Genomic DNA, 14,486 nt, shown 5'->3' with positions numbered 1-14,486 from the left:
CGCACCGCGCAGGTCCTGCGGCGTCCCTCCGGCTGCTAGAATATCCGGCTACCCGCCCGCCATCCCGGCCGGCGCGGCCCGTCAGGAAACTCCATGAAACTCGATAAAGCGGCAGCCATCGCACAGCTCAACCAGGCCTTGGGCATGTCCGTGCTGGATGCCGGCAACACCCTGCTCGCCCGCTTCAACAAGAGCAAGAACGTCTGGTGGTTCGATATTCCGCTCAGCCAACTGAAGGCCGGCAAGTTCCTCAACCTGCTGCTGGCGAACCCGGCCGGCGATGCAGTGGAGCACCTGAAGGTGCCCACCGGTTTCCTTCGCCAGCAGCAGGACAGCCTGGAACTGCGCGACAAGAACGCCCGCCGGCCGACCCTCAGCCTGGAGCTGAGCGCGGACCCCGGCAAGCGCCTGCGCGACGTCCGCCCCGGCGGCGCTGGCCTGGACTTCGCCCCGTTCCTCCAGCCCTGAGCGGAAACCTCAGCGCGGCAGTTCGATGCGTTCCGGGTGGATCAGGATCAGGCCTTTCTTGTAGAGGCCGCCGATGGCCTTCTTGAAGGTCCCCTTGCTGACCCCGAAGAGCCGGTGGATATCTTCCGGCGAACTCTTGTCGCTGAGCGGCAGGCTGCCGCCGGCCTCCAGCAGCCGGGCGAGAATCTGCTGGCTCAGCTCGACGGCGGCCTCGGCGCCGACCGGCTGCAGGCTCAGGGCGATCTTGCCGTCCGCGCGCAATTCCTTGATGTAGCCCTGTTCGCGCATGCCGCTGCGGAGGAACTTGAACGCCTCGTTCTTGTGGATCAGGCCCCAGTGCTTGCCCTCGATGATCGCCTTGAAGCCCATCTCGGTACGCTCCACCACCAGCAGGTCGACCGCCTGGCCGACGCTGTAGCGCGGCGGCAGGTTGTCCAGCTGGCGGTCCAGGCGTGCGGTGGCGGTGATGCGGTTGGTGCGCTTGTCCAGGTAGACGTAGACCACGCAGTAGTCGCCGACCTGCAACGGACGCTTCTCTTCCGAATGCGGCAGCAGCAGGTCCTTGGGCAGGCCCCAGTCGAGGAACAGGCCGATCCGGTTGATCTCCACGACCTTCAGGCTGGCGAAACCGCCGACCTGGACCTTGGGCGTCTGAGTGGTGGCGATCAGGCGGTCGTCGCTGTCCAGGTAGATGAACACGTTGAGCCAGTCGCCCACTTCGCTGGGCTGGTCCTTCGGCACATAGCGCTTGGGCAGGAGGATCTCGCCGTGCTGGGTACCGTCGAGATAGAGCCCGAACTCCGTGTGCTTGACCACCTGCAGTGAATTGAAACGCCCGATGACCGCCATGTTGTCTCCCCCTGTCGAAGGGGCGGCATTCTACCGGGCGCCACGCATGCGGGCGGAAGTTTTTGCCGGTACGCCGACGCCGCTCATCGCCTTGCCGGCCATTCGCGCCGAAACATCCTGAACCACGCGGACATTTCCCAAATGCCGACTGTCTACTGGCAGTAAGCACAACGATGTTTCAAAATCGTGAACCCTAAAGACTTTTTTGGAACATCCTTATCAAGGATTCTCGCTGCCGCTCATCAGGAGTTCCTGTGCGTCCACTCAGCCGTTGGCTCTCATCTTGCGGCTCGCTTCTGGCGCTGGCCGCGCTGTTCCTGGTCGTTCCCCTCGCCGGCCGCTACTGGCTCGGCTGGTCGACGCCGTTCGGCTATCTCTCGGACCTGGCCCTCGGCAGCCTGCTGGTGCTGCTCCTGCATCGACGCTCCCTGTGGTTCGCGCTCCCGGTCATGCTGCTCTGGTGCCTGTTCCTGATCGGCAATGCCGAACTGGTCGGCGCGGTCGGGCGCATGCCGGAACCTTCCGACCTCAAGTACCTGCTGGATCCGCAGTTCGTCAGCAGCTCCACCCAGGGCGGCGGCCTCGCCCACCTGCCACTGGCGCTCGGCCTCGGTGGCGCGACATTGCTTTGCGTGCTGCTCTGGCGTCGCCGCGGTCCGCGCCTGCCGCGCTATGCCTACGCGCTGCCGGCGGCGTTCCTGGCGGCGCATGTCGGCCTGCAATACCTGCGTCCGAGCGACGCCGACCAATGGCAGCAGTACAACCTGCCGCACAAGCTGCTGGCCAGCGCGCTCAGCAGTGGCCAACTGGCGGTCGAAGACTGGCTCGCCGACGACCGTCCGGACACCCCGCCGGACGTCGCCGGGCTCAACCAGCTCGACCTTTCCGGAACGCCGCTGCTGGCCGGCGGAGGGCGCGCGCGCAACGTCCTGATCGTGGCCATGGAGGGAATCCCCGGCGCGTATATCGCCGCCAACCGCGCCGCCATCAACAGCAGCTACCACGAAGCGCCGATGCCCAGACTGAGTGGCTGGGCCGAACGGGCGATGACCACCCCGGACTACGTGCTGCACAGCCACCAGACCATCCGCGGCCTCTACGCCATGTTCTGCGGCGACTACAGCAAGCTCGACTCGGGCACGCCGAAGGGCGTCGAGCTGCTCAACAACCCGGCCCGGGCCAGGGAGTGCTTGCCCGCCCAGCTGCGCCAGCACGGTTTCAGCACGCACTTCCTGCAGGGTGCCGGCCTGCGCTTCATGGCCAAGGACAAGGTCATGCCGCAGATGGGCTTCGACAAGACCCTCGGGCGCGACTGGTTCCGCAACACGTCCTACCTGGAGTTTCCCTGGGGCATGGACGACAAGGCCTTCTTCGAGGGCGCCGCGACCTACGTGAAGCAGCTGCGCCAGCAGAAGAAACCCTGGATGCTGACCCTGCTCACCGTCGGCACCCACCAGCCCTACTCGGCGCCTGCCGACTACCTGGCCCGCTACCCGAGCGCCAAGCAGGCCGCGGTGGCCTATCTCGACGACGCGATCGACGCCTTCCTCGCCGACCTGGAGAAACAGGGCGTGTTGCGCGACACCCTGGTGGTGCTCACTTCCGACGAATCCCACGGTGTCGACCAGGTGCGCCTCGCCTCGGCCTGGGGCTTCAACCTGGTACTGGCACCGGAACAGGCGGCGCTGCCGCCGATCAAGAGCGGCGTCTACGGCCACGTCGACCTCGCCGCGTCCGTCCTCGACTATTTCGGCTACCGCGTGCCGGCGGGGATTTCCGGGCGCTCGCTGTTCCGCGACTACGCCAGCGGCCGCGAAATGATGTCCTACACCAACGGCATGCTGCGCCACCACGACGGCAAGGACACCTTCGTCGAATGCGATTTCCAGCAGGTCTGCCGGCGCTACCGCAGCGAGGGCTTCATCGCCGACGAAGCCGAGTTCCTCGGTCGCTTCAGCGGTCGCCAGGCACGCCTGGTCAGCCAGCGCGCCGCCGTCCTCGACCACTCCGTGCAACAGGCCGGCCAGTTGGGCCAGGAGTTCCAGTTCGCCACCCACGAACGCATCCGCCTGAAGCCGGAAACCCACAACGACTGGACCGACAACCTGATCGGCGCGCAATACCTGGAGATGCCGAAGAACAGCAGGACCACGGTCACCCTGAAGATCCGCGCCTTGCAGATGGACCGCAACGGCGCCCGGGTGACGCTGAAGACCAAGGAGTTCGAACGCGACGTTCCCATACCGGTACCGGACATCCCGCGCCTGCTCAAAGGCAAGCCGCTGGACATGAGCTTCACCTTCGACAACCCGGAAGCGCGCAAGGCCTTCTCCTTCCACTTGCTCGCCGAGGGCCGCGGGATCATCGAGATCAGCGACTTCCACGTGGTCACGGCGGCCAACCCGGAACCCGTGGAAAGCCGCAGCCAGGTCGCCGAAGCGGCGAAGGAACAGCCGCTGCTGAGCACCCTGAAAAGCCTGTTCGCCAACCGCCCCGAAACCGAGGAAGCGGAACGCGCGGACGCCCCTCGGGAGCGCACCGTCATCCCCGAGCAGAAGGCCCTGATCCTTTCGCACTGACCGCGCCGGAGCGGCCCGCCCGGCCGCCGCGCGCTCCCCGCTGAACCCAGCGCCGTCGCGGGCGTCGAAGATTCGCAAGCAACCAGGCGAAACGGAGAACGGCATGAAGCACCTGGCATTCCTCGCCCTCGGCGGACTCCTGCTGGCGCCCCTGGCCGAAGCGGCCAGCTTCGATTGCGAAAAGGCTGAGCGAGCGGACGAAAAGGCCATCTGCGCGAACCGGGCGCTGAACGACAAGGACGTCGAGATGAGCGTCAAGTACCACTTCCTCCGCGGCCTGTTCGCCATGGGCGGCCGCGGCGCCATGCAGGACCGGCAGCAGGACTGGCTGCGCCAGCGCCGGCGCTGCGGTGGCGACACCGACTGCCTCTCCCGCGCCTACGCGCAGCGTATCGACGAGCTGGACAAGCAGTACGCGGGCATCGACAAGCCGCTCTGAAGCTAGCGTCCGCCGGCAGCGAACTGCAGTTCCGCCAGGCGCGCATAGAGCGGGTTCTCGGCGATCAGCCGGGCATGGCTACCAATGGCCACCAGCCGCCCCTGGTCGATCACCGCGATGCGGTCGGCGCTCTGTACCGTGGCCAGGCGATGGGCGATCACCAGGGTGGTACGTCCGCTCATCAGGCCTGGCAGGGCCTGCTGGATCAGGTGCTCGCTTTCCGCATCCAGGGCGCTGGTCGCCTCGTCGAGCAGCAGCACCGGCGCGTCTACCAGCAACGCCCGGGCGATCGCCAGGCGCTGGCGCTGGCCGCCGGACAGGCCGATGCCGCCCTCGCCCAGGTGGGTGGCGTAGCCCTGCGGCAGACCCAGGATGAACTCGTGGGCATGCGCGGCACGCGCTGCGGCCTCGACCTCGGCGGCGCTGGCATGCGGACGGCCGTAGCGGATGTTTTCCTCGACGCTGCCAAAGAACAGCGCGGGGTTCTGCGACACCAGGGCAAAGCTGCGGCGCAAGTCGGCCGGGTCCAGTTCGACGATCGGCTGCCCGTCCAGCAGCAGCCGTCCCTGCTGCGGATCGAAGAAACGCAGGAGCAGATCGAACAGGGTCGACTTGCCGGCGCCGGAAGGTCCGACCAGGGCCAGGGTTTCCCCCGGTTCGACGGCCAGGCTGATGTCGTCGATGGCCCAGTGTTCGGGACGGGTCGGATAGGCGAAGCGCACCGCCTGCAATTCGATCCTCCCGCTCACCCGTGCCGCCAGCTTGCGTGGTTGCGCTGGCGGGCGGATCTCGCTGCGCGCCCTGAGCAGCTCGGCGATGCGCTCTGCGGCGCCGGCGGCGCGCTGCAATTCGCCGATCACCTCACTGAGGGTGCCGAAGGCCATGCCGACGATCAGGCTGTAGAAGACGAACGCGGCCAGTTCGCCGGCCGAGATGCTGCCGGCGATCACGTCGCGGCCGCCGACCCAGAGCATGACGCCGACCGCGCCGAGCACCAGCACGATCACCACGGTGATCAGCCAGGCGCGCTGGGCGATGCGCTTGCGCGCGGTGTCGAAGGCGCGTTCGACGGTGCCGGCGAAGCGCTGGCGATCCTGCGCCTGGTGGTTGTAGGCCTGCACGGTCTTGATCTGACCGAGGGTTTCACCGACGTAGCTGCCGACGTCGGCCACCCGGTCCTGGCTTTCCCGCGACAGGCTGCGCACGCGGCGGCCGAACAGCAGGATCGGGGCGATCACCAGCGGCAACGCCAGCACCACGATGCTGGTCAGCTTGGCGTTGGTGACGAACATCAGCAGCACCCCGCCGACCAGCATCAGGGCATTGCGCAGGGCCATCGACAGCGAGGAACCGATCACCGTCTGCAGCAGCGTAGTGTCGGCGGTCAGGCGCGACTGGATCTCGGAGCTACGGTTGGTTTCGTAGAAACCGGGATGCAACTCGATCAGGTGGTCGAACACGCGCTTGCGGATATCGGCGACGAAGCGCTCGCCGATCCAGGACACCAGGTAGAAGCGCACGAAGGTGCCCACGGCCAGGCCGAGCACCAGCACGAAGAACAGCAGGATGTAGCGATTGAGCAATTCGGGCGAGGCGGTGAGGAACCCCTGGTCCACCAGCAGGCGGATGCCCTGGCCCAGGGACAGGGTGATCGCTGCGGTGAACAGCAACGCCACCAGGGCCCCGAGCATGCGCCAGCGGTAAGGCGCCATGAAGCGCCAGGCCAGGCGCAGGGCGATACGTTGGCGGGAGGAGAGAATGGCTGGCATGCGGCGCTCGCTCGGCGGCTGGGGTTCCGCAGGTTAGCACCGGGAACGCAGCGAGGCGATGCATGCCCCGGCCGGCAGCGCGATGATATCGACGTATATATCCGGGCAACTTAGCCGATAACTAATCGTGAACTTTTCATTATTCTCGATATAGGTGAGATAGAGGCCCGGAGAACTTTCTCGCATCAACTAATGCAAACATTGGAATTCATGCCGGGATGCGCGAAGGGAGTTATCCACCTGGCGGTATCCTGCGTCGCCCGGGGTCGGCGGAACATCCAGCCGCGGAGACCTCGAGCAGTTCACCGCCGGATCGCCAATGCCGCAGCGCCTCGCTCGGGTATTGCCTAACGGACTTTATAGAAAACAGCAGGTTACGTCCGAAATCTGATCGACAATATTCAAGATGAAATAAAACGCCGCTTCGGTTATAATGAACGGCCATATTTAATGCAGAGACAGGTCCCCGGATATGGCCATCATGAAGAAAACCGTCGCGCCGAAAGCCGCCAAGCCGGCTCCCGCGGTCGAAACCCGCGAGTCCATCGAAGCGCAGGTCGCCGCCTTCCTCCAGGCCGGCGGCGAGATCCAGAAGATCGCCAAGGGCGTCAGCGGCCAGGTCTACGGCCCGTCGCGGCAGATCACCATCAGCAAGAAGCGCTGAACGCCCGCCCCTCGCCGGGGACTACGAAGGGGATGGCAGGCCGGCACGCAGATGTGCCACGCTCCATCCCCTTTTTCATTGCCTGAATCCCGAGCCCTTCATGCCTGGCCATCCCGATCCACTGCACGGCGTCACCCTGGAAAAACTGCTCACCGAACTGGTCGCCCACCACGGCTGGGCGGAGCTTGGCAAACGGGTCGACATTCGTTGTTTCAGGAACGACCCGAGCATCAAGTCCAGCCTCGCCTTCCTGCGCAAGACGCCCTGGGCCCGGGAAAAGGTCGAGGCGCTCTACGTCCAGCTCAAGCGCAACCAAGGCTGAAGGCTAGCGCGCCAACCCCAGGCGCAGCAATTGCCCGTCCTTCTGGTCGGTGAGCAGGTAGAGATAGCCGTCCGGGCCCTGCCGCACGTCGCGGATGCGCACCCCGAGATCGCCCAGCAGGCGCTCTTCGTGGACGATCCGGTCGCCATCCAGTTGCAGGCGGATCAGTTCCTGCGTCGCCAGCGCGCCGATGAACAAATTATGCTGCCAGGCCGGGAAGCGCTGCGCATCGTAGAACGCCATGCCGCTGATCGCCGGCGACTTCTCCCAGACATGGTGCGGCGCCTCGGTACCTTCGACGGCCTTGCCCCTGGCTTCGGGGATCGGCAGCAGGGTGTAGTTGATTCCATGGGTCGCCAGCGGCCAGCCGTAGTTCCCGCCGGCCTGGGGTATGTTGATCTCGTCGCCGCCGCGCGGGCCGTGCTCGTGGGTCCAGAGCCGGCCGGTCCAGGGATTCAGCGCGGCGCCCTGCTGGTTGCGGTGGCCATAGCTCCAGATCTCCGGCCGCGCGTCGGCACGGCCGACGAAGGGATTGTCCTTGGGAACGCCGCCGTCCGGATACAGGCGGACGATCTTGCCCTGCAACTTGTCCAGGTCCTGCGAGGTGCTGCGCTGGTTGTTCTCGCCGAGGGCGATGAACAGGTGGCCCTTGCCGTCGAAGACCAGGCGCGAGCCGAAGTGATGGCCGCTGGAAAGCTTCGGCAACTGCCGGAAGATCACGTGGAAGCCCTCCAGCCGTCGCTTGTCCGCCGATAACCGGCCACGTCCCGCCGCCGTTCCGGCGCGGCCGTCCTCGCCGGCCTCGGCATAGGTCAGGTAGACCAGCCGGTCCTCGGCGAACCCCGGCGACAAGGCGACGTCGAGCAGTCCCCCCTGGCCGCTGGCGAAGACCCTGGGTACGCCTTCCAGCGGCGCCGACAACTGTCCCTCGGGACTGACGAAACGCAAGCTGCCGGGCCGCTCGGTGACCAATATGCCCTGGTTGTCCGGCAGGAAGGCGACGGCCCAGGGATAGGCCAGACCGCCAACCACCGGGGTGACCTCGACGGCGCCCAGCTCGCTGTCGTGGCGACCGGCGTCCACCGCCTCGACCGACGGAGCGAGCAGCGCGACGGCGCTCAGCAGGATGGCATTCAAAGACAGGCCCGGCATGCGTTCTCTCCTTCCCCAAGCGAAAAACACCACTCTAGTCGCAGATCCGCCGCGCCTGGCGGTCCGCACACGGGCTGTAACAAACCCGCCCCTCAAAGCAAGGCGACCATTTCCTTGAGAGTCACCGCCCAGGTGCCCTTGGCATTGATATAGCGATAGCCGAACCGGGAACCATGCGCCTCGCTGGTGATCACCGCGTTCCAGGCCTGCCCGCGCGGCAGGTCGTGGGCCGGGTCGAGGAGCAGGAAGGCGCGCTCGCTCATGCCGATGGCCAGGCCCCAGTGGCGGATATCGCTGCCCTTGCGGCCGTGGAAACCGAGCACTACCGGAAAGCCGGCCTCCAGGTATTCGCGGGTGTGCCGGACCAACCTGCGCCCCTCGCCCTTGAGGGCGAAATGCTCGGTATCGTTGATCTCGGCCAGCAGCTCCAGCAGGTCGACGCCGGTGGTGCCGACGCGCAGCAGCGGGCCGTGCTGGTCCAGCGCCTTCATCAGGCGCCCGTAGCGACTGCGACTGTCGACCCGCTCCAGGCCCTTGGCCTGGCGCCGGCGCAGTTGGCCGCGGACCAGCATCGCCATGACCAGGCAGTAGGGCCCGCAGGCGCCGTCCATGTCGCCCTGGCGCAGATGGACCTTGTCGCCATGGACGTTGCACAGGCCGCCGCTGCCATCCTCGTCCAGGTCCCATTCCAGGCCATCGATCAGGCGTGACTGCATGAGGGTCTCCTCTCCGGTTCCTTAAGTTGGGACCGAGCGGGCGCCGAATCATTCCTCGGCGCCCATCGCCACAACGAGTAAACTGGCGGTCTTTCATTCCAGTAGCCTCGCCATGACCGACCCGATCCGCCTGTCCAAACGCCTCGCCGAACTCACCGCCTGCTCGCGCCGCGAAGCCGAGCTGTACATCGAGGGCGGCTGGGTCAGCGTCGACGGCGAAGTGATCGAGGAGCCACAGTTCAAGGTGCTCGACCAGCGCGTGGAGCTGCTGCCGGGCGCCCGCGCGGAAACGATCGAACCGGCCACCCTGCTGTTGCACAAGCCGGCCGGCTGGCGCCACGACGATTTCGAAGGCCTGCTCGCTGCGGGGCGGCGCTGGAGCGATGACCCCAGTCCCTTGCGAGCGCTGAAAAAACACTTCGCCCGCCAGCGTCCCACCCTTGCGCTGGACAGCGAGGCTTCGGGGCTGGTGGTGTTCAGCCAGCAGCACGGCGTACTGCGCAAGCTGGTGGACGACGGTGCACGGCTGGAGCAGGAATACCTGGTCGAGGTCGCCGGCGACCTGGCCGCCGGCGGCCTCGAGCGCCTGCGCCACGGCCTCGCCTACCAGGGCCGCAGGCTATCGCCGTGCAAGGTCAGTTGGCAGAACGAAAGCCACCTGCGCTTCGCCCTCAAAGACGTGCTGCCCGGCCAGTTGCGCTTCATGTGCGAAAGCGAGGGGCTGGAAGTGCGGAGCATCCGCCGCCTGCGCATCGGCGCGCTGTCGCTGGCCAGGCTACCGCTCGGCGAATGGCGCTACCTCGGCCTCCACGAACGCTTCTGAGCGCTCATTCGAGGCCACGCAGGGCGCGCCCCGGCGACTGCCCGCAGACCCGCCGGTACATGGCGATGAACGCGCTGTCGCTGGCGTAGCCCAGGGCGTGGGCGACCTCGGTCACCGAGCGGCCTTCGGCCAGGCGCCTCCGCGCTTCGAACAAGCGCGCCTGGGTTCGCCAGCGGGAGAAACCCAGGCCGGTCTGCTCGGTGAACAGACGCGCCAGGGTCCGCCCGCTGGCGCCGACCTCACGTCCCCATGCCTCGATGCTCCAGTCCAGCGCGGGTTGCGCCAGCAGCGCCTCGGCCACCTTCAGCGCCCGCGCATCGCGCGGCATCGGCAGGCTCGCGGCGTGTGCCGGCGCGCTCGCCAGTTCATCGAACAGTGCGCGCAACAGCGTCAGGTGCGGCCCTTCCAATTGCAAGTCGGCTGCCCAGCCGGTCATGCGCAGGATCAGTTCGCGCATTAGCGGCCCGACTTCGAGGACCTGGACGCTGTCCGGCAGCTCGGCGAACGCCGAGGGTTCGAAGTACAGGCTACGGTAGGCGAAGCGGCCGTGCAGGACCGTGCGATGCGGCACGCCGGCCGGCAGCCAGGCGGCCTGGAGCGGCGTCAATTGGCAAATGCGCTCGGCGAAATACAGCGTGACGCTACCGGCCGCCATGTACAGCAACTGCGCGCGCCGGTGGCAATGCCAGTCGCTGCGGTGGCCGGTGCTGTCGACCTCGAGGCCGACCACCGGGCAGCGGGCGAAATCGGGATCCTCGACCCGTTCGTAGGGATAGCGCGGCACCTTGTCCTCTTCGCGATGTTTTCCGTCCTGACCGCAGCATTCTGCCAGGCGCAGGCGGCCTAGGCTTGGCTCTTTTTTCCGGAGCCATCATGCCTGACCGTCCTCGCCCTCCCCTGCTGCTGGTGCTCGCCCTGCTAGCCCTGCCGCAAGTCGCCGAAACCATCCTTTCCCCCGCGCTGCCGGCCCTGGCCAGCCACTGGCGACTGGACGACGCTACCAGCCAGTGGACCATGGCGCTGTTCTTCGTCGGTTTCGCCCCCGGCATCTGGCTCTGGGGCTTGCTGGCCGACCGCCTCGGCCGGCGCCCGGCTCTGCTCGGCGGGCTCGGCCTGGCGGCCCTGGCGACCTTCAGTGCCTGGGCCAGTACCGACTATTCCTACCTGCTTGCCTGTCGCCTGGTCCAGGGCCTCGGCCTGGCGACCTGCTCGGTGACGGTGCAGGCCAGCCTGCGCGATGTGCTGCAAGGCCCGGCGTTGATGAGCTATTTCGTCACGCTCGGCGCGGTGCTGGCCTGGTCGCCGGCAGTCGGCCCCCTCGGCGGCCAGTGGCTGGCCGACCTCGGCGGGCACCCGGCGGTGTTCGCCACCCTGGCGGTGCTGCTCGCCTCGCTGGCGGCGCTGGTCGTCCCGGCCTGGCCGGAAACCCGTCCGCTGCTGGCGGGCACGCCCGAGCCCGCGACCCTGGCGATCTTCCGACGGGTCCTGGCCGACCGCCCGCTACAAACGCGCGCACTGCTGGTGGCGGTGCTCAATGTGCTGGTGTTCTCCTTCTACGCCGCCGGGCCGTTCATGGTCGGCGACCTGCCCGGCCTGGGCTTCGGCTGGATCGGCCTGGCCATCGCCCTTGCCGGGAGCCTCGGCGCCTTGCTCAACCGACGCCTGCCGCGCACCTGGAACAGCGCTCGCCGGGTACGCCTGGGCCTAGCGCTGGCGGCCGCCGGCGCGACAGCGCAGACGCTGTTGGCCGCCGTCGGATACGCCGAAGGCCTGTACTGGGCGCTGCCAGCCCTGCCGATCTTCATCGGCTTCGGCGTGGCGATTCCCAACCTGCTGGGTCCGGCGCTGCACGCCTACGACGATTGCCGGGGACGCGCCGGAGCCCTGTTCGGGCTCGCCTACTACCTGCTGATCGGCCTCGGACTGGGCGCGTCCACCCTGCTACCGTTCGACCGTCCCTGGCCGCTGGCCGCGTACTGGAGCCTGCTGGGCCTGGTCGCACTGCTGCTGGCCAGGCGGCTGCCGGAATGAAAGCGGCGCCAGGTACGCCCGTGCAAACCGGACGACCGGCCCGGAAAGCCGGATAGGGCGGCCGTCGCGACGCTGCTATGCTGTGATGGCACAGCGCCCATGCGGACCCGCAGAACGTGGCCAGAACGACGCTCGAATCGATCCAGCACGCCATCGAGGTGAATTCGTCCCTGGCCCTTCCCATCGCCCTGGAGAATCTCTCGCGTCTGACCCACCTCGCGCTGCTGACCGTCCCCTTCAACCTGATCCACATCCTGGTGTTTTCCCTGAAGGACTTCCGCCCGGACCTCGGCCATCAGCTCTGGCGCCAGGAAATCATGTACGCCCATGGCGCCATGGCCCTGCTCTTCGGCGGCATCGGCCTGCTCGCGCTATGGCTGCGCCGCCAGCCGCCCAAGCTGTGGCGCATGCGCCTGCTGATCCTGCTGGGCGGCGCAGGGATCATAGGCTTCGGCGTCGCCATCGCCTGCATCGACCAGCGCATCACCAGCAACATCACGCCGCTGCTGCTGGCCTGTTTCGCCTGCGCCATGTTCATCCTGATCCGCCCGGCCTACGCGGTGCCCTTCTACGGTCTGGCGATGCTGGCCTTCGAGGTGGCGATGGACCACGCCCAGGCCGACCCGCAACTGCGCCTGTCGAACCAGGCCAACGGCCTCACCGCGTTCGGCCTCGGCCTGCTGCTGTCGCTGATCCTCTGGCACGGCCACGTGCGCAACCTGCGCCAGCAACGCAAGCTGGAGTTGCAGCGGCAGGAGCTGGAGGAGAAGAATCGCCAGTTGGAGTACCTGGCCGGTCACGACCCCCTGACCGGCCTGTTCAATCGTCGCGAGTTCGACCAGTTGGTGCTCATGGAGCTCGCGCGCATCGCTCGCCAACCGCAGCCGCTGAGCCTGCTGATGGTCGACCTGGATCACTTCAAGTACATCAACGACCGCTATGGGCACCCCTTCGGCGACGAGGTCATCCGCCATGCCGCCAACCTGCTGCGCGGCAATACCCGTAGCAGCGACAGCGTGGCGCGCCTGGGCGGGGAAGAATTCCTCCTGCTCCTGCCCGACACCGCCGAGCAGCAGGCTCGCAGCCTTGCGGAAAAACTCCGCGAACGCCTCGAAGGTACCCCGCTGGCGACGCAGGACGGCGTGCTCTGCCTGACCGCCAGCTTCGGCGTGGCCAGCCTCGACGGAGGCGGCCAGGCCAGCTACGAGCAGCTCTACAGCGCCGCCGACCAGGCTCTCTACCGGGCCAAGAGCAGCGGTCGCAACCGGGTGGAAGTGATTCGCCTGGCCAGCCTCGCGGAAAGCCTGCGGTAACAATTGATCGGCCGGCCCTGACGAGCGGTCGGTCAGCCGCCCGAACCTTGGTTAAGATGGTCCGTGGCGCTCTAGCTCGCCGCTCTTCCTGCCCTTCCGACCTGCCCGACCTCGCCCGGCCCCATGCCGCGGCCTTGCCGTTGGCGTCGTGCGGGAAGACCGGCGCAGCGCCGTTGTCCGCATTACCAGGGGAGAACCATGCTCAAGCACCTGCTCGTGCTCACCTGTGCCCTGCTCGCCAGCTCCTCGGCCCTGGCCCAGGTGATGGCCCGCGACCTGGGCGATTTCGAACTCAAGCTGGCCACCAGTCCGACCCGCAGCATGGCCCAGGGCCTGGTCACCCCGGGCAGCTCCGGCAGTTTCCACGGCGGCCTCGACCTAAGCCACGAAAGTGGCTGGTACATCGGCAACTGGACCTCCAACCTCGACCCCGGCAAGCCCACCGAGATCGACTCCTACGCCGGCTTCAAGCGCCCGCTGAACAACCGCCTGGGCTACGAAATGGGCCTGATCCGCTACAGCCGCCCGGAGCAGCCGGCCAACGACGCAGCCGAACTCTACGGCGGCCTGTCGATCTTCGGCAGCCGGCTCGGCGCGGCCCTGAGCAGCGACCCGGGGCGCAACGACACCACCCTGTTCGCCGACCTCGGGGTCAACCCGCCGTTCGGTTTCGACGTCACCCTGAAGTACGGCAACCATCGCCTGGACAACCCGGCGAGCCTCAGCGGCGGGGGCTACGTGAGCGTCTTCAACGACTGGTCGGTGAACCTCTCGCGGCCCTGGCTGGGCATCGACCTGAACCTGTCCTACAGCGGCACCAGCCTGACCGGCAGCGATTGCAGCGCCTACTCGGGACACAACAGCTACTGCGACACCACGTTCATGCTGAAGGCGTCGCGTCCGTTCTTCTGAGTCGTCAGTCGTCCTGGCGGCGGGTACGCTGGGCGAGTTCGTCGAGCTGTTTCTGCTCGCGCTTGTCCTCGGCCTGGCGCGCCTCTTCCAGGTAGCGCTCGACCAGCTTGCGCAGCCCTTCCAGGCGGGCGTATCTCTCCTGCCAGTTGAGCCGCGCCTTGTCCACCGCCTCGCGGTGCCAGGTCACGCTGTTGGCCTGCTGGGCGACGGCGGTCTCCAGTTGCGAGAGGAAGCGCTGGTAGTTCATCAGCCACTGGCCACTGACGCCCTTCTGGCCCTGGCTGATCCATTGCTGCTGGTAGTCGTTGCGGTAGCGTTCCAGCTCCGCCAGCTTCTGCTGTGCCGCGAGCAATTGCTGCTGGCACCTGCCCAGCTGGGTCGCGGCATCCCGCTCGGCCTTGCTGGCCATGTCCACCACCGGCGCCAGCCGCGCCGCGCGCTTCTCCATG

At 67.2% G+C, this 14,486-nt stretch carries 15 protein-coding genes; 9 read left to right on the top strand and 6 right to left on the bottom strand.

Features of this window, described 5'->3' with window-relative positions; genetic code table 11:
* Positions 1-93: 93 nt before the first annotated feature.
* Positions 94-468, top strand: coding sequence for a hypothetical protein (locus tag HMPREF3014_RS02840; protein ID WP_003082252.1), 375 nt, complete (start codon positions 94-96; stop codon positions 466-468).
* Positions 469-477: 9 nt separating this feature from the next.
* Here HMPREF3014_RS02840 and HMPREF3014_RS02835 read toward each other — a convergent pair whose 3' ends face one another.
* Positions 478-1,317, bottom strand: coding sequence for a CvfB family protein (locus HMPREF3014_RS02835; RefSeq protein ID WP_003082250.1), 840 nt, complete (start codon positions 1,315-1,317; stop codon positions 478-480).
* Between the two features lie 254 nt (positions 1,318-1,571).
* On the opposite strand from HMPREF3014_RS02835, the gene HMPREF3014_RS02830 reads away from it, so the two are divergent.
* Both HMPREF3014_RS02830 and HMPREF3014_RS02825 read left to right on the top strand, forming a co-directional pair.
* On the top strand, positions 1,572-3,896 hold the full coding sequence (locus HMPREF3014_RS02830; protein WP_023087677.1) for an LTA synthase family protein: 2,325 nt from the start codon (positions 1,572-1,574) through the stop codon (positions 3,894-3,896).
* Between the two features lie 103 nt (positions 3,897-3,999).
* Complete coding sequence (locus HMPREF3014_RS02825; protein WP_003082246.1) at positions 4,000-4,335, top strand: lysozyme inhibitor LprI family protein; 336 nt, start codon at positions 4,000-4,002, stop codon at positions 4,333-4,335.
* A gap of 2 nt (positions 4,336-4,337) precedes the next feature.
* On the opposite strand, the gene hcuC is transcribed toward HMPREF3014_RS02825, so the two are convergent.
* Positions 4,338-6,104 carry a hydrophobic compound transporter HcuC gene (gene hcuC, locus HMPREF3014_RS02820; protein WP_003145485.1) on the bottom strand — a complete coding sequence of 589 codons (1,767 nt, stop codon included), beginning with the start codon at positions 6,102-6,104 and terminating at the stop codon, positions 4,338-4,340.
* 472 nt (positions 6,105-6,576) lie between these two features.
* Here hcuC and HMPREF3014_RS02815 point away from each other — a divergent pair, with 472 nt between their 5' ends.
* Both HMPREF3014_RS02815 and HMPREF3014_RS02810 read left to right on the top strand, forming a co-directional pair.
* Positions 6,577-6,768, top strand: a complete 192-nt coding sequence (locus tag HMPREF3014_RS02815) for a hypothetical protein (protein WP_003109112.1) — start codon at positions 6,577-6,579, stop codon at positions 6,766-6,768.
* 100 nt (positions 6,769-6,868) lie between these two features.
* A complete protein-coding gene (locus tag HMPREF3014_RS02810; RefSeq protein WP_003082243.1) occupies positions 6,869-7,090 on the top strand; it encodes a VF530 family protein in 222 nt (73 codons plus the stop codon).
* A gap of 3 nt (positions 7,091-7,093) precedes the next feature.
* Here the strand turns inward: HMPREF3014_RS02810 and hcuB are convergent, their stop codons facing one another.
* The gene (gene hcuB, locus HMPREF3014_RS02805; RefSeq protein WP_003112500.1) at positions 7,094-8,242 is read right to left on the bottom strand and encodes a hydrophobic compound transporter HcuB; all 1,149 of its coding nucleotides are present in this window, start codon (positions 8,240-8,242) and stop codon (positions 7,094-7,096) included.
* A gap of 92 nt (positions 8,243-8,334) precedes the next feature.
* Complete coding sequence (gene hcuA / locus HMPREF3014_RS02800) at positions 8,335-8,958, bottom strand: hydrophobic compound transporter HcuA (protein WP_003082239.1); 624 nt, start codon at positions 8,956-8,958, stop codon at positions 8,335-8,337.
* Positions 8,959-9,070: 112 nt separating this feature from the next.
* Between hcuA and HMPREF3014_RS02795 the strand changes: the two genes are divergently transcribed.
* A complete protein-coding gene (locus tag HMPREF3014_RS02795; protein ID WP_003086466.1) occupies positions 9,071-9,781 on the top strand; it encodes an rRNA pseudouridine synthase in 711 nt (236 codons plus the stop codon).
* Between the two features lie 4 nt (positions 9,782-9,785).
* Here HMPREF3014_RS02795 and HMPREF3014_RS02790 read toward each other — a convergent pair whose 3' ends face one another.
* Positions 9,786-10,565: an AraC family transcriptional regulator gene (locus HMPREF3014_RS02790; protein WP_003145488.1), complete on the bottom strand. Its 780-nt coding sequence runs from the start codon at positions 10,563-10,565 to the stop codon at positions 9,786-9,788.
* Between the two features lie 89 nt (positions 10,566-10,654).
* On the opposite strand from HMPREF3014_RS02790, the gene HMPREF3014_RS02785 reads away from it, so the two are divergent.
* From HMPREF3014_RS02785 to HMPREF3014_RS02775, 3 genes are all read left to right on the top strand, one after another.
* Positions 10,655-11,812, top strand: coding sequence for a multidrug effflux MFS transporter (locus HMPREF3014_RS02785; protein WP_023087678.1), 1,158 nt, complete (start codon positions 10,655-10,657; stop codon positions 11,810-11,812).
* Positions 11,813-11,928: 116 nt separating this feature from the next.
* A complete protein-coding gene (roeA, locus tag HMPREF3014_RS02780; RefSeq protein ID WP_003082226.1) occupies positions 11,929-13,125 on the top strand; it encodes a diguanylate cyclase RoeA in 1,197 nt (398 codons plus the stop codon).
* Positions 13,126-13,323: 198 nt separating this feature from the next.
* The gene (locus HMPREF3014_RS02775; RefSeq protein ID WP_003086461.1) at positions 13,324-14,037 is read left to right on the top strand and encodes a TorF family putative porin; all 714 of its coding nucleotides are present in this window, start codon (positions 13,324-13,326) and stop codon (positions 14,035-14,037) included.
* 4 nt (positions 14,038-14,041) lie between these two features.
* Here HMPREF3014_RS02775 and fliJ read toward each other — a convergent pair whose 3' ends face one another.
* A complete protein-coding gene (fliJ, locus tag HMPREF3014_RS02770; RefSeq protein WP_003082220.1) occupies positions 14,042-14,485 on the bottom strand; it encodes a flagellar export protein FliJ in 444 nt (147 codons plus the stop codon).
* Position 14,486 lies beyond the last annotated feature (1 nt).

Origin of the sequence: Pseudomonas sp. HMSC065H01, from assembly GCF_001815235.1 — a bacterium.
Taxonomy (GTDB): domain Bacteria; phylum Pseudomonadota; class Gammaproteobacteria; order Pseudomonadales; family Pseudomonadaceae; genus Pseudomonas; species Pseudomonas aeruginosa.
The sequence above is the reverse complement of the archived record's forward strand: the minus strand, read 5'-3'. Positions and strand labels throughout refer to the sequence as shown.

What these genes read in the sequence shown, in the direction of transcription:
- HMPREF3014_RS02840 (WP_003082252.1), top strand. Translation starts at nt 94, where the DNA reads ATGAAACTCGATAAAGCGGCAGCCATCGCACAGCTCAACCAGGCCTTG.
- HMPREF3014_RS02835 (WP_003082250.1), bottom strand. Translation starts at nt 1,317, where the DNA reads ATGGCGGTCATCGGGCGTTTCAATTCACTGCAGGTGGTCAAGCACACG.
- HMPREF3014_RS02825 (WP_003082246.1), top strand. Translation starts at nt 4,000, where the DNA reads ATGAAGCACCTGGCATTCCTCGCCCTCGGCGGACTCCTGCTGGCGCCC.
- hcuC (WP_003145485.1), bottom strand. Translation starts at nt 6,104, where the DNA reads ATGCCAGCCATTCTCTCCTCCCGCCAACGTATCGCCCTGCGCCTGGCC.
- HMPREF3014_RS02815 (WP_003109112.1), top strand. Translation starts at nt 6,577, where the DNA reads ATGGCCATCATGAAGAAAACCGTCGCGCCGAAAGCCGCCAAGCCGGCT.
- HMPREF3014_RS02810 (WP_003082243.1), top strand. Translation starts at nt 6,869, where the DNA reads ATGCCTGGCCATCCCGATCCACTGCACGGCGTCACCCTGGAAAAACTG.
- hcuB (WP_003112500.1), bottom strand. Translation starts at nt 8,242, where the DNA reads ATGCCGGGCCTGTCTTTGAATGCCATCCTGCTGAGCGCCGTCGCGCTG.
- hcuA (WP_003082239.1), bottom strand. Translation starts at nt 8,958, where the DNA reads ATGCAGTCACGCCTGATCGATGGCCTGGAATGGGACCTGGACGAGGAT.
- HMPREF3014_RS02795 (WP_003086466.1), top strand. Translation starts at nt 9,071, where the DNA reads ATGACCGACCCGATCCGCCTGTCCAAACGCCTCGCCGAACTCACCGCC.
- HMPREF3014_RS02785 (WP_023087678.1), top strand. Translation starts at nt 10,655, where the DNA reads ATGCCTGACCGTCCTCGCCCTCCCCTGCTGCTGGTGCTCGCCCTGCTA.
- HMPREF3014_RS02775 (WP_003086461.1), top strand. Translation starts at nt 13,324, where the DNA reads ATGCTCAAGCACCTGCTCGTGCTCACCTGTGCCCTGCTCGCCAGCTCC.
- fliJ (WP_003082220.1), bottom strand. Translation starts at nt 14,485, where the DNA reads ATGGAGAAGCGCGCGGCGCGGCTGGCGCCGGTGGTGGACATGGCCAGC.